9 protein-coding genes are annotated in these 13,212 nt (G+C 69.4%); 4 read left to right on the forward strand and 5 right to left on the reverse strand.

Annotated features, from left to right (window positions below; all coding sequences use genetic code 11):
• Positions 1-22: 22 nt before the first annotated feature.
• The 4 genes from AQJ58_RS09665 to AQJ58_RS45315 are packed head-to-tail and all read right to left on the reverse strand — an operon-like array spanning position 23 to position 8,296.
• Positions 23-3,301 (reverse strand): type I restriction endonuclease subunit R, encoded by a 3,279-nt coding sequence (locus AQJ58_RS09665; protein ID WP_067247367.1) that lies wholly within the window; start codon positions 3,299-3,301, stop codon positions 23-25.
• On the reverse strand, positions 3,298-4,491 hold the full coding sequence (locus AQJ58_RS09670; protein WP_079078801.1) for a restriction endonuclease subunit S: 1,194 nt from the start codon (positions 4,489-4,491) through the stop codon (positions 3,298-3,300). The genes AQJ58_RS09665 and AQJ58_RS09670 overlap by 4 nt, the downstream gene beginning before the upstream one ends.
• Positions 4,488-6,107, reverse strand: coding sequence for a class I SAM-dependent DNA methyltransferase (locus AQJ58_RS09675; RefSeq protein WP_067247373.1), 1,620 nt, complete (start codon positions 6,105-6,107; stop codon positions 4,488-4,490). Before AQJ58_RS09675 ends, AQJ58_RS09670 begins: the two co-directional genes overlap by 4 nt.
• Before the next feature lie 17 nt (positions 6,108-6,124).
• Positions 6,125-8,296 (reverse strand): hypothetical protein, encoded by a 2,172-nt coding sequence (locus AQJ58_RS45315; protein ID WP_067247375.1) that lies wholly within the window; start codon positions 8,294-8,296, stop codon positions 6,125-6,127.
• A 233-nt stretch (positions 8,297-8,529) separates the two neighbouring features.
• Between AQJ58_RS45315 and AQJ58_RS09685 the strand changes: the two genes are divergently transcribed.
• The 4 genes from AQJ58_RS09685 (at position 8,530) to AQJ58_RS09700 (ending at position 12,528) form a co-directional block, all read left to right on the forward strand.
• Positions 8,530-9,174, forward strand: coding sequence for an Rv1352/Rv1906c domain-containing protein (locus tag AQJ58_RS09685; RefSeq protein ID WP_234360002.1), 645 nt, complete (start codon positions 8,530-8,532; stop codon positions 9,172-9,174).
• Positions 9,175-9,473: 299 nt separating this feature from the next.
• The gene (locus AQJ58_RS09690; RefSeq protein ID WP_067247378.1) at positions 9,474-10,490 is read left to right on the forward strand and encodes an EcsC family protein; all 1,017 of its coding nucleotides are present in this window, start codon (positions 9,474-9,476) and stop codon (positions 10,488-10,490) included.
• A gap of 516 nt (positions 10,491-11,006) precedes the next feature.
• Positions 11,007-11,666 (forward strand): alpha/beta hydrolase family protein, encoded by a 660-nt coding sequence (locus AQJ58_RS09695; RefSeq protein WP_234360003.1) that lies wholly within the window; start codon positions 11,007-11,009, stop codon positions 11,664-11,666.
• Between the two features lie 70 nt (positions 11,667-11,736).
• Positions 11,737-12,528, forward strand: a complete 792-nt coding sequence (locus tag AQJ58_RS09700; protein ID WP_067247381.1) for an MBL fold metallo-hydrolase — start codon at positions 11,737-11,739, stop codon at positions 12,526-12,528.
• A 31-nt stretch (positions 12,529-12,559) separates the two neighbouring features.
• Here AQJ58_RS09700 and AQJ58_RS09705 read toward each other — a convergent pair whose 3' ends face one another.
• Positions 12,560-13,207: a thymidine kinase gene (locus AQJ58_RS09705; protein ID WP_067247382.1), complete on the reverse strand. Its 648-nt coding sequence runs from the start codon at positions 13,205-13,207 to the stop codon at positions 12,560-12,562.
• Positions 13,208-13,212 lie beyond the last annotated feature (5 nt).

The following is a 13,212-nucleotide window of genomic DNA, read 5'->3' on the forward strand; positions in this document are numbered from 1 at the left end:
TCAAGTGGTCCATTGGGCCGCTTCAGTCGTTCGGTGTGCCGTTCACGGACCACTCGTTGGCGAAGTGTTCCATCTGGCGGAGGACCAGGTCGATGGCCTCCTTCTGCTGGTCCGGCGGGTAGTTGTTGCGGGCCAGGAGGCGCTTGATGGTGCTGCGCAGGCGGGCGCGGACGGTTTCGCGGGCGATCCAGTCGGGTTTGAGCTGGCGGCGGACCTCGGTGACGAGTTCGCGGGCGATGCTGGCCAGGACTTCGTCGCCCATGAGGGAGCGGGCGGTGCCGTGGTCGGCTACGGCGTCGTAGAAGGCGAGTTCGCGCCAGTTCAGGGGCGGGTCGAACTTCTCGCCGCGGCGGGCGTCGGCGGCAACCTCCTTGGCCATCTCGACCAGTTTGGCGATGAGTTCGGCGCTGGTGTACTGCTGGCGCATGTAGCGGACCATGAGGTCCTGGAGGCGTTTGGAGAACGTGGTCTGGCGGACGATGTTGTGCCGGGTGACCTCGCGCATCTTCCGCTCGACAAGCCGCCGCAGCGCCTCGGCCGCCAGGTGCGGGGTGTCGCTCTGCTGGAGCTGGGCGACGAGCGCGTCGGTGAGGTGGGTGAGGTCGGCGGTCTCCAGCCCGGCCTCGGCGAACAGGTCCGTCACTCCGCCCGTCTCGACCACGGAGGACGTGAGCTGGGCGAGGTACAGCTCGACGTCACGCGCCACCGGCAGGCCGCGCGCCTCGCGGTTCATGGCGTCCAGCTTGGCCATGTAGGCGCGGACCTCGACGAAGAACTGGATGTGCCGCTTCCAGGCCGGCCGGTCCGCGAAGCGGTCACCAACCTCCTTCGAGCTGCCCGCCAGTGCCCAGAAACGCTCCAGACGGTAGGCGTGGTCGCGGAAGCGGCGGCCCAGGGTCTGGCGTGGGTCGTCGAGCTGGTCCGGGTTGTTGCCGGGTGAGAGGGGGTCGAGGAGGTAGTTCGCGGTGCGCAGGGCTGCGTCGACGAAGGCCTTGGGGCCAGGCTTGTCGAGCAGGGGTTCCCAGGCGAAGCCGCGCAGAATGCCGGACAGGATGTCGTACTCGTTGCGCAGCTCGTCCAGTGCGCGCTCGACGTCCTGGCCGAGGGTGCGGTCGCGCTGGTCGGCCTCGGTGTATTCGGCGATAGCTTTCTGCAGGTTCTCCGTCAGGGGCGCGTAGCCGACGAGGAGGCCGTCCTCCTTGCCGCGGAAACGGCGGTTCACGCGGGCCAGGGCCTGCATCAGGTTGGCGCCCTTGAGCGGCCGGTCCAGGTACATGGTGTGGATCGGCGGGGCGTCGAAGCCGGTCAGGAGCATGTTGTTGACGATGAGCAGCTCCAGCTCGTCGTCGGGGTCCTTGGCGCGGTTGATAACGGCCTTGCGGCGGCTGTCGGGCAGTGCGTGGGCGAGGAGGGCGTCGGAATCCTTGCGGGAGTTCGACGAGAAGACGATCTTCATCGCGCCCTTGTCGAACTCGTCGCTGTGCCACTCGGGGCGCAGCTCGCGCAGTTCCTTGTACACGCTTACGCAGATCTCGCGGGTCGCGCACACCACCATCGCCTTGCCGGGTGCTCCGCCCTCCTCGGAGGCTCCGACGAACGGCTTCATCCGTTCCCGGCGGGCTTCCCAGTGGTCCACGAGGTCGGCGGCCAGGTCCCTTATCCGGGCCGGGGCGCCGTACATCGCGTTCATGGTCGCCACGGCCTGCTCCACGCGGCGGCGTTCGGTGTCGTCGAGGCCGTCGGTGATGCGGTCGGCCTCCTCGTCGATGGTGGTCGGGTCGACGTCCCGGTCCAGGACGAGCTGGATGACGCGGCTCTCGTGGTAGACCTTCACGGTCGCGCCGTCGTCGGCGGCCCGCTTCAGGTCGTAGATGTCGATGTAGTCGCCGAACACCTCGCGGGTGTTGCGGTCGGCCTCCGAGATCGGCGTGCCGGTGAAGGCGAGCAGGGTGGCGTGCGGGAGGGCGTCGCGCAGGTGGCGGGCGAGGCCGTTGAGGTCGTCGTAGTGGCTGCGGTGCGCCTCGTCGACGATCACGACGATGTTCCGGCGGTCGGAGAGCATGGGGTGGTCGGTGCCCGACTCCCGTTCCTCCTTGGTCTTGCCGAACTTCTGGAGCGTCGTGAAGAGGATCCCTCCCGTCCTCTTCGCCGCGAGCTCCTCCCGGAGTTCGGCGCGGGTGAGGACCTGACGGGGTGACTCCGGGAGGATCTCGCTCTCCTGGAACGTCGCGTAGAGCTGGTCGTCGAGGTCCGTTCGGTCGGTGATGACCACGACCGTGGGGTTCAGGAGGGCCGGGTCCCGCATCACCAGGGTGGTGGTGAGGACCATCTCCTCCGACTTGCCGGAACCCTGCGTGTGCCAGACGACGCCGGCCTTGCCGTTGCTTGCCGATGCTCTGCGGACCTCCTCGGCGGCGCGGGTCACCGCGTGGTACTGGTGCGGCTTCGCGATGCGCTTCATCCGCTTCGACGGGACGAAGTTGATGAAGGACTGGCCCAGTTCGAGGAAGCGGGACTGGGTGAACAGGCCGTGGAGTGCGAGGTTCTGCCCGGACTCCGAGAAGCCGTTCGCCGTCAGCGGGTCGACTCGGGCGCCGAACTCGTCCGTGTTCCACGGGGCGAAGTGCTCGTACGGGGTGAACGGGGTGCCGTACTTCGCGCTGATGCCGTCGGAGAGCAGGACGACGGCGTTGTAGCGGAACGCGGTGGGGAACTCCTGGACGTACCGCGCCACCTGGGCGTGGGCCGTCTGGAGGGTTGCGTCCTCGTCGCCGGCGCGCTTCAGCTCGATGACGGCGAGGGGGAGGCCGTTGACGTACAGGACGACGTCGAAACGGCGGTTCTTGTCGCCGTCGATCACGGTGACCTGGTTCAGGGCGCGGTAGGTGTTCGCGTCCGGGTCGGTGAGGTCGAGGAGGCGGATGGTGGGGTTGTACTCGGCGCCGTGGGAGTCGGTGTAGGTGACGGAGCGTATGCCGGTGGTGAGGTAGCGGTGGGCGGCCCGGTTCTCCTCGTAGGTGTCCTGCGAGCCGGGGGTGACGGCGGCCGTCATGGCCTCGCGGACGGCGTCCGGGGGGAGGTCCGGGTTCAGGCGCTCGATCGCCTCCTGGAGGTCCGGGTAAAGGATCAGGTCGTCCCAGGACTTCCGGTGCCCGGACCCGGGCGCGAACTGGTTGCCGGGGCCTGGCAGCCAGGCCAACTCGGCGAGTTCGTCGAGCGCCAGCAGCTCCCAGTCGGCTTCGGTGGGGCGGCGGGGGGTTCTGTCGTCGGGCTCGGTTCCGTCGTGGTGCGTTGCAGTCACGTGGCGTCCTCGACAATCTTCTCGGCGACTTTGACGCGGAGGCGGCCGGACATGAGTTGGGGCAGGAGGGTGTCGCGGAGGGTGGCGAGCTGCCGCGATTCCCGGAGGTGGCTCTCAATCAGTTGATGCAGTGATGTGAGCTCGCCGTCCAGGCTTTCGAGAACGTCGGCAGGCAGATCCGGGATCTCCACATGATCGAAGGTCTTCATATTCACCGTGGAGAACACGGTTCCGTGTGCCATGCCGAGCATGCTCTTCGAGGCAGAGCGCACCATGTGGAAGAGCACTGCACTCGGCACCCGCCCCGGTTCGAACGCGTAGCAGGACTGGTTGATGGCTGCCGACATCGCCATTCGAGCAACGGCACCCACGGTCCCCCGGGCTGTGAGCACTACCGAGCCAGGCCTCAACTCTTTTGCTCGCGAATCCTGCGTAGCCGCCTCGGTGATGTGCTCCTCGGTGGACATCAAAACACCGGCGGTCGCGTTGACCACGTCTTTGGCCGAAGCCCAGGGAACGCTTCCATCCCAGTAGGACTCTTCTTTGCGGTCGGGCGTGCCGCCCAAGATCGGCTGAAGAAGCTGAGACATGGAGACGCAGGTATGCCGCTGCGCGTGACTCTGGAAAATCAGATCACACATTGAGTCGGCCGTGCTTGCGATGCGCTCGTTGACGGCAATCTTGTCATCCAGGGCCCCCAGCACTGAGCCGATTTGACGCTGTTCCGCGACGCCCGGCACCAGTGGAATACGCAGATCCCGCACCTGGGCCACACGCAAGTGGGCCACGGTCGACCCCGAGGCCTGAGAGTGCAGGAGTTCTTGAACAGCGGGACTCAGCAGGAAGTAGTGGAGAAATCGGGAGTCGGAACGCTGTTCGTTCGGCCGCAGCAGCATGGTCCGCTGCCCGAGACAGAGGTTCATTCCCTGTTCGACACGGCCGACTCGCCCCACGGGAGCCTCGCGGGTGAGAACGATGTCTCCCGCTTTCGGCACCGCGCGAGCCGTCCACGTGGAAAAGGTCTCACTACTCACGGGCTTGGCATCTGATAGCCGGATACGTCCATCGATGATATTGGGGGTCCCAATAGCGAATCCCGTGATCTCCTCGCCAGGAGCGGCCTCGGGGGGCGTACGGTTCTTACAGTCCACGACCAGGTCACAGAGATCGGCAAGCGTCAGAGCCGTCATCGAACGCCCTCCAACTGTTCGCGCACCGTCTTCTCCAGCTCCGCCGACTTGTCAAACAGCTCGTACAGTTCCTCGGTCAGCTTGCCGATCCGCTCGGCGATCGCCTCCGCGTCCTCTTCCTCCGCCTCGACAGCCCCCACGTACCGCCCCGGCGTCAGCACATACCCGTGCTCCCGCACCTTCTCCAGGTCAGCCGAGTAGCAAAAGCCCGGCACGTCCACGTACCTCAGCCTGGCCTCGCGCGCCGACGCCGTGCCCCGCCACGCGTGGTAGGTGTCAGCGATCTTCCTAAGGTCAGACTCCGGCAGACCCCGCTCCGTCCGGTCGATCATCTCGCCCATTTCCCGGGCGTCGATAAACAGGATCTCGCCCCGCCGGTCATCCAACCGCCGTGCCCCCTGAGGCGACTTGTCCTTGGACAGGAACCACAGGCACGCCGGAATCTGCGTCGTACGGAACAACTGCGACGGCAGCGCCACCATGCACGCCACCAGGTCCGCCTCGACCAGTGCCTGCCGGATCTCACCTTCTCCACTCGACTGCGAGCTCATGGAGCCGTTGGCTAGAACAACGCCCGCCGTCCCCCTCTCCCCCAGCTTCGAGATCATGTGCTGGAGCCACGCATAGTTGGCGTTATTCCTCGGCGGAACCCCGTACCTCCACCTCGGGTCCGTCTCGTCCCGCGCCCAGTCCTTGATGTTGAACGGCGGGTTGGCCATCACGAAGTCGGCCTTGAGGTCCGCGTGCTTGTCGTCGGCGAAGGTATCGCCCCAGCGTGCGGCGAGGTTGCCGTCGATGCCGTGGATGGCGAGGTTCATCTTGGCGAGGCGCCAGGTGCGCTCGTTCAGTTCCTGGCCGTAGATCGAGATGTCGGCCTTGTGGCCGCGCCCCCGGTGCGCCTCGATGAACTTCGCGGCCTGGACGAACATGCCGCCCGAGCCGCACGCCGGGTCGTACACCCGCCCCTCGTACGGCTCCAGGATCTCGACGATCAGCCGGACGACTGAGCTCGGCGTGTAGAACTCGCCGCCCCGCTTGCCCTCGGCGCGGGCGAAGTTGCCGAGGAAGTACTCGTACACCTCACCCAGCAGATCCTGCGCCGGGCGCTCCTCGCTGCCGCCGAAACGCGCGTCGCTGATGAGGTCGACGAGTTCACCGAGGCGCTTCTGGTCGACGCGGTCCTGGTTGAAGATCTTGGGGAGGACGCCGGTGAGGGAGGCGTTCTCGCGCATGATGGCGTCCATCGCCTCGTCGAGGAGCTTGCCGACGCCCTGGGCCTTGGCCTGGGCTGCGATCCAGGACCAGCGGGCGGTCTCGGGGACCCAGAAGACGTTGGCGCGGGTGTACTCGTCGCGGTCTTCGAGGAAGTCCTCCATGCGGTCCTCGGTGATGCCGTCGTCCGTGAGTTCCTCGGCCAGCTCACGCCGGCGCTCGTCGAAGGCGTCCGAGACGTACTTCAGGAAGATCAGGCCGAGGACGAACTCCTTGTACTGGGCGGCGTCGATCGAGCCGCGCAGCTTGTCGGCCGCCTTCCAGAGGATGTCCTGGATCTCCTTAGCGGTTGAGGCGCTGAACAGCTCCGCCTGGTCGGCGGGCTTCTTCTGGCGTGGAGGCATCGGGTGGGCCGTCTCCTTCAGTGAGTGTCGATATCGGCGGTGGTGCGCGGGAGTTGCTGGATGGTGAGCGTGCCGTCGGCCATGCCGGCCGCCATCACGCGGGTCAGGTCGTCGAGCGCGGCGGTCTGCTCGCGCAGCAGTGCCGCCCGGCCCTCGATCTCGGCGAGGACGGCCTCGTACAGGTCGGCCTCGGCGCGGCTCAGGTCGGGGACGACCAGGTCCTCGATACGGCGGGACGCGCGCACCGCGCCGCTGGTGCGGGCGTGCTCGGCAGCCGCCGCACGCAGCAGCGCGGCCAGCACCCGGGGCCGTACGGGCGGATCGGCATCCCGAGGCACCCGCAGGATGCGGGCCGGGGCCGCGACCAGTGAGACGCCCTCCGTGTCGACGTAGACGCCGAAGTGCGGGTGGGCGGTGACGACGAGGTCGCCGGGCTCGGTGAACTGGGCGTGGCCGTACGCCGTGAGGAAGATGCCTCGGTCCATGCGGCGGGCGCCGATGCGGGCGGTGCCCAGGATTTCCTCGGGGGTGAGGACCGGGTAGTGACCCTCGGGGGTGAGGTGTTCGGGGGCGAAGCGGTGGCCGGGGCGGCGGCGCAGGCGGCGCGTACGCAGCAGGCGGCCCACGGACGTACGGCGCACAGGCCGGGCCTCGGAGCGGAGTTCCGCCTGGGCGCGCAGCCGGAGTTCGCCCGTACGCGCACGCTTCTGGAGGTCAGTCAGCCGGCGCTCAAGATCCGCGATGACCGCCGGGCGTTCCACCACCGTCCGTGTGTGACGGGACGCCAGTGTGCGGTGCTGCGGGGTGAACGCGGCGCCGGGGTGGTCGTCGAGGTCGGTGGCGTGCACGATGGCGGCGTGGCGGGGCTCGTGGCGCGGGTCGCGCTTCCAGCCCGAGGTGCGCCAGATGGAAATGTCCTCGGCAAGGGCATCGAGAACCGGCTCGGTGAGCGGTTGCGCGGAGTAGTCGGCGAGGAGGACGAGACCCGTGCGCTCGGCCTCGGGGACGCGGGCGAGGACCCAGACCGCCGTACGGTAGCCGGGGCGGTAGGCGTACGCGCCGTCGGGGAGGCTGATCGCGGCCTTCAGCAGGCCCGGCTTCAGGAAGGAGCGGCGCAGGCGGTCTGCGTCGCCGTGCCGGGCGAGGGGGCCGGTGAGGACGTCGGCGGGGCCGAGGACGACGGCGGTGGAGCCAGTGTCGAGGTAGTCGGTGAGGGCGGCGACCTGGTCCAGGACGGTCTTCGCGTCGCGGGTCTCGGCGGGCTCGTAGGGGAGGGCGCAGACGAGGAGGTCCGGGTAGCCCCATTCGTCGGCGGTCAGTTCCTCGCCGTCGACGACGTCGAGCCGGAACTCGTACACGCCGCGGACCAGCATCCGGCGGCGGACCAGGCGTACGCGGGCCGGGTCGGGGTCGGCGGCGAGGTAGACGTGGGCGGAGTCCTCGGCGGCCAGGTCGTGGAGGGCGGCCGGGAGGTCGCCGGCGCGGGAGTGCAGGACGGCGATCACCGAGCCCTCGGCGAGGGTGTCGACGCCGGAGAGGGCGGCGAGGGCGCGGACCACGGCCGGGGCGGGTTCGTCGGCGGCCAGGTCGCGGGAGCCGAGGCGGGGGCGGGCCTGGAGGACCCAGTCGAAGGCCTCGGCGGGGTTGTAGGCGGCGTCGATGAGTTCGTCGGCGAGGTGGGCGAGGGCCGGGCCGGTGCGGTCCGGGTCGGGCAGGGCGCGCAGTTCGGAGAGGAGGAAGCGGTCGTCGGGGTCGAGGTCGGCGGCCCGGTCCAGGACCGTGTTCCAGGGGCGGCCGTCGGCGACGGGGGCGTCGAGCTGCTGGTGCAGGCAGAGCAGGGCGGTCAGCGCGCCGATGAGGGCGGAGGCGGGCAGGGCCGGGGTGCGCCAGGCGGCCAGGGTGTGCAGCGCGAGCTCGGCACGCAGCCGGCGCGCGTCGGTGTTGCCGCGGCCGGTCGAGGCGAGCCAGTCGACGACGGCACGGGCGTCGAACAGGGGGCGTCCGTCCTCGTGGGCGACGGGGGCGGGGAAGTCGGGGTGGCGGCGGGCCCAGGTGGTGGGGACCGGGCGCTGGACCTGGGCAAGGGCGGCGATCTCGGCGTACGTCATCCGCCAGGCCGGCGGGTCGGGCAGGATGGGGGGCTTCGGGGCCGTGTGCGCCGGTGTGTGTGTCGGTGTGCGCGTCGCCATCGGACGTGTTCCCCCCTCTCCCCGTGGACCGCTGAGGCCGGCGTCCTCGCCTTCGCGGTGCGCTGTCCGCCCCCTTTCGGCGGGGCAGGCGTCAGTAATCTACCGCCCCCCCGAAGAGACGGGCACAGCCTGCCTGATAATACGGGTTATCAGCAGTGTCCCACCTCGTAGTGCGGAGCGGCAGGCACCTTGTGGTGGCCAAGTGCCACGACGCCGACCGGAGGATCACCGCGATGAGCCACACGCCCTCGATACCGCCCAGCACCCCGCAGTTCCCCGGCACCGGCGGTGCACCGGGCGGGCCGGGCGGGCCCGGGAACGCCGTACCGCCCTTTCCGCCGACCGGTGGCGGGCAGCCCGCCTTCGGGCAGCCCATGAGACCGAAGCCGTCGCGCCGCAAGGCGTGGCTCACCCACGGCGCGACCGCGTTCGTCGCGCTCGTGATCGGCGCCGGTATCGGCGGCGACGGGGACTCCGGTAGTACGGACAGCTCCATCGCTCCCGCCCCGACGGTCACCGTCACCAAGACCGCGGCCGCCCCCGACGGCGACGAGCCCGAGCCCGAGCCCGCCGTGACCGTCACCGAGAAGGTCACGGTCACGCCGAAGGCCACCAAGAAGCCCGGCGCGGCCACCACGGTGGAGGGCGACGGCCAGTACCTCGTCGGCGAGGACATGCAGGCCGGCACCTACAAGACCGCCGGGCCCGACAAGAGCGGCCTCATCGACAACTGCTACTGGGCCCGTACCAATGACGCCTCCGGGGAGTTCGAGGCGATCATCGCCAACGCCAACCTCGCCGGTCAGGGCCGCGTGACGGTCAGGAAGGGCGAGTACTTCGAGACGAACGGCTGCCTGAAGTGGACCAAGGTCGGCTGACCGGTCGCCCGCGCTCGTGGGGGAGACCCGGCGGACCCGGGGCAGGCGGCGGCCGAGACATGACCACCTGTCAGGGGCGACGCCGCCACGTGGCCTCGGCTCGAAGTTCCACACAGTCGAGGCTGCACCCAGGCCGAGGGCGAACTGCGCCCAGGTGGACTCGCGTTCACCTTCAGCGACTGAAGTACGGCTACTCCGGGTCTTCCTTGCGCATCTTCACCTTTTCAGAACTTGCCAGTACCTCACCCATATGTCAGGGCATCGTGGACCCAGCGATCACAGTCGAAATGGAGACCCCAATGAGCAGTTACGCCAGCCCACTCGTCGACGGTCCAACCCCGATGAGCGCGTACGAGGGGCAGGTGTGGGACACGCTCAACGAGCACTGGCAGCGACGCAGCAACCGCCGTGGTCTGCCGAACTGGGCAAGCGCCGCGCTCGGTCGCACCGGTGAGGTGGCAGGGAACGCCGTGAGACGGGTTACGGACGCTGTGCCAGAGGCGGTCGCGGAGCCGATCCGTCGCGCGGGCGACGCGGTCGCCGACAAGGCCATGCAACCTGCGCTCGCAGGCGCGGCAGCGTTGCTCGAGCTTGTCAACGACTGGGCCATGGATCTCAACGATCCGAAGAACGTCGAGACGCTCGCCCGCAAGCGAGGCTTCGACATCGACAGTTTCACCGAACTGCGGCAGCATGACCTCAAGGTCTGCGACCGGCTGTTGACCCGCAACACCCTCAAGTGGCGGACCACCGGAGCGCTCGAAGGCGGCGCCATGGGCTTGCTCGCCATGGTCCCCGTCGCCGGCATCCCTGTCGCGATGACAGCAGACATTCTCGTCGTACAGGTCCTGAGCACGTCGATAGCAGCGCGCATCGCCTACTCCTACGGCTACGACGCCAAAGACCCCAAAGAGCAGGACTTCATCCAACGCCTGGTACAGCGGTCCTTCATGGCGCAGGCGGCCAAAGCCAAGCCGTTGCGTGATGCCGCGCGGGCGGCGGACGCGGTCAAGGGACGCGTGAGGTGGTCGAACAAGCTCCGCCAGGACCACCGCCTCCTCACCGCCCTTGAGAAGTTGATGCAGCAGCTGGGCCCGGCCGGCTCGAGGGTGCCCGTCAAGAACGTCGCCAAGGTCGTGCCGTTCGTGGGGGTCCTCATCGGTGCCGGTATGAATTCCGCGGTCCTCGGCAGGGTGGCCGCCGACGCCCAACGGTACTGCCAGACCCGATTCCTGTGCGACAAGTACGGGCTGCCGCTGCCGACCGCACTGCCGACCGACGGGGACGATGCCCCCGGACCGACGCCACGTAGGTGATGGCCGGTGGTCAACAAAGCAGCCTATGCAGGCGAACACCCGCGCCCCGTCAGGTCCTGCCGCGTTCTTCAGCACCTCCGCCGGCGGAAATCCCGCCGGTATCAGTAGTCCGCATCATCTGACCGCGAGCGGCCAGGTGCGCGACACGGGGAGCACGTCCGGGGACAGTGCCGTCGCGCGCGCCGGGAATCGGTCTCCTGCCTGCACCGGCCCCAAGGAGTCACGTAGCCCGCCCGAACCGACACCGGTCTCCTACGACACCACGGGCGCCCCTCTTGACGAGGGGCGCCTGGTCCGCAGGTGCCTGTCAGTGACGCATCAAAGGTCTCCACCCTGGCTGTGGGCCATCAGTCCACCAGATCCGGCCAGATGTTGAAATCCTGGTCGTCCACGACGTCCTCACCGAGGCCCAGTTCGTTCCCGAGCGCGAGGTACCGCTCGTAGCGGATCTCGCTGATCGGCACGAAGTATCCCTTCAAGGCTCGGAGCAGCAGTCGGAACCCGAGGTCCGGGTCGATGTCCACGGCCCGTCGCAGGGCCGGGACGACGCTGTCGAGCGGGCTGTACGAGTGGTGGGCCGTGGCTTGTTCCAGGGCAGGTCCAACCGAATCGACCTCGGCGGCGACCGCCTGCGCCGGCGGCGCGTTCACCCAGATCCTGCTCGACCACGGCTTCGGCGCCGTGGGAGTGGCGATCAACTCGGCACCCACCGAGGGCGTCGCCGTCGTACCCCTGTCGCAGATCCGCTCCTCCTTCCCCGTGCTGAAGAACCCGGCGAACCGCCACCGCGCGGTCGGCCTCGACTACGACCACTGGCGCTACGCCTTCACCAACACCTTCCCCGAGGACCAGGCCCGCGCCGCCTACGAGCGCTATCACGTGCCCGCCTCCGGCAGCATCTTCTGGGGCAGCGCGCTGGCCAACATCCACCCGGGCCACACCGACACCCACGTGGACTACCGCCGCCCGGGCCGAGCCCCCCTGCTGTTCCTCTCGGGCGAGCACGACCACCTCATGCCGCCCCGGGTGCAGCAGTCCAACGCCCACCACTACAAGGCGGAGGGCACGGTCACGGAGGTCAGGGTGTTCCCGGGCCGCTCCCATCTGATGCCCGCCCAGGAGGGCTGGGAAGAGGTCGCCGACCACGCCCTGGACTGGGCCCTCGCCCACGTCTGACCCCTCGCCCGCGGCACACGCCCGGCCCGGGACGGCAGCCACCGTCCCGGGCCGGGGAGAGGAAGCCCGCATGAGCAACCTGCGCATCACCCACATCGGCGGCCCCACCACCCTCATCGAGACCGGCGGCTGGCGGCTGCTGACCGACCCCACCTTCGACCCGCCCGGAGAGCGCTACACCTTCGGGTGGGGCACCTCGTCCCACAAGTCGGCCGGTCCTGCCCTCTCCGCCGCGGAACTGCCGCCGATCGACGCCGTCCTGCTCAGCCACGACCACCACGGCGACAACCTCGACCGCACCGGACGTGACGTCCTGCGCACCGCACGGACCGTCCTGACCACCCCGGCCGGCGCCCGCCGCCTCGGCTCACCGGCCCGCGGCCTCGCCCCCTGGACGGTGACCCGCCTGCACTCCCCGGGACGCCCCACCCTCGAGGTCACCGCCACCCCCGCCCGTCACGGACCACCCCTGTCCCGGCCGCTGACCGGACAGGTCATCGGTTTCGCCCTCACCTGGGAAGGCCAGCAGCACGGCGCGTTGTGGATCTCAGGGGACACCGTCCTCCACCGCGGCGTGCGCGAGGTGGCCCGGCGTCTGACCGTGGGCACCGCGCTCCTGCACGTCGGCGGAGTGCGCTTCCCGATCACCGGCCCCGTCCGCTACACCATGACCGCCGCCCGGGCCGTGGAGCTGTGCGGCATGCTGCGCCCTCACACCGCCGTCCCGGTCCACTACGAGGGCTGGCAGCACTTCCACGAGGGCCGCGACGCCGTCGAGCGGGCGCTCGCGCGGGCGCCCGCCGAGATCCGCGCCCGCTTCCGCCTGCTGCCCACCGGAACCGCCACGGACATCGGCGCCTGACCCGGCGGTGTGCCGCACCGCCGGGCCCGCCTCAGGGAGCGGCGATCGGCAGGACGTCCGGGGAGAGGGCGCCGGCGCGGGCGGAGGCGCTGGTCATGCGGCGGCGGTGGTGTCGCCGGCAGAGGACCTCGTAGCCGACGGTGTCCGCCTGGTTGACGTCCCCGACGACGACCTGTGCGCCCTCGACGACCATGACCCCGCCGACCGTACGGGCGTTGTGGGTGGCACGGGCGCCGCACCAGCACAGGGCCTCGACCTGGAGGACCTCGACGCGGTCGGCGAGTTCGACGAGCCGTTGGGAGCCGGGGAAGAGCTTGGAGCGGAAGTCCGTGGTGATGCCGAACGCGTAGACGTCTATCCCGAGGTCGTCGACCACGCGCGCGAGCTGGTCGATTTGTTCCTCGGCGAGGAACTGCGCCTCGTCCGCGATCACATAGTCCGCGCGGCGGCCCTGGGAGAGGTGGTCGACGAGGTAGGCGTACAGGTCCTGGCCGTCCTCGACCTCGACCGCGTCGGTGACGAGACCCAGGCGGGAGGAGAGCTTGCCCTGGCCCGCGCGGTCGTCGCGGGTGAAGATCATGCCCTGCAGTCCGCGCGCGGAACGGTTGTGCTCGATCTGGAGGGCCAGCGTCGACTTCCCGCAGTCCATGGTTCCGGAGAAGAACACCAGCTCGGGCATGGTGA

This window comes from Streptomyces sp. DSM 15324 (genome assembly GCF_001514285.1).
In the GTDB taxonomy this organism is placed as follows: domain Bacteria; phylum Actinomycetota; class Actinomycetes; order Streptomycetales; family Streptomycetaceae; genus Streptomyces.

Coding starts and splice junctions, on each gene's coding strand:
- AQJ58_RS09700 (WP_067247381.1), top strand. CDS start 11,737: ATGAGCAACCTGCGCATCACCCACATCGGCGGCCCCACCACCCTCATC.
- AQJ58_RS09690 (WP_067247378.1), top strand. CDS start 9,474: ATGAGCAGTTACGCCAGCCCACTCGTCGACGGTCCAACCCCGATGAGC.
- AQJ58_RS09685 (WP_234360002.1), top strand. CDS start 8,530: ATGAGCCACACGCCCTCGATACCGCCCAGCACCCCGCAGTTCCCCGGC.
- AQJ58_RS09695 (WP_234360003.1), top strand. CDS start 11,007: ATGTCCACGGCCCGTCGCAGGGCCGGGACGACGCTGTCGAGCGGGCTG.
- AQJ58_RS45315 (WP_067247375.1), bottom strand. CDS start 8,296: ATGGCGACGCGCACACCGACACACACACCGGCGCACACGGCCCCGAAG.
- AQJ58_RS09670 (WP_079078801.1), bottom strand. CDS start 4,491: ATGACGGCTCTGACGCTTGCCGATCTCTGTGACCTGGTCGTGGACTGT.
- AQJ58_RS09705 (WP_067247382.1), bottom strand. CDS start 13,207: ATGCCCGAGCTGGTGTTCTTCTCCGGAACCATGGACTGCGGGAAGTCG.
- AQJ58_RS09675 (WP_067247373.1), bottom strand. CDS start 6,107: ATGCCTCCACGCCAGAAGAAGCCCGCCGACCAGGCGGAGCTGTTCAGC.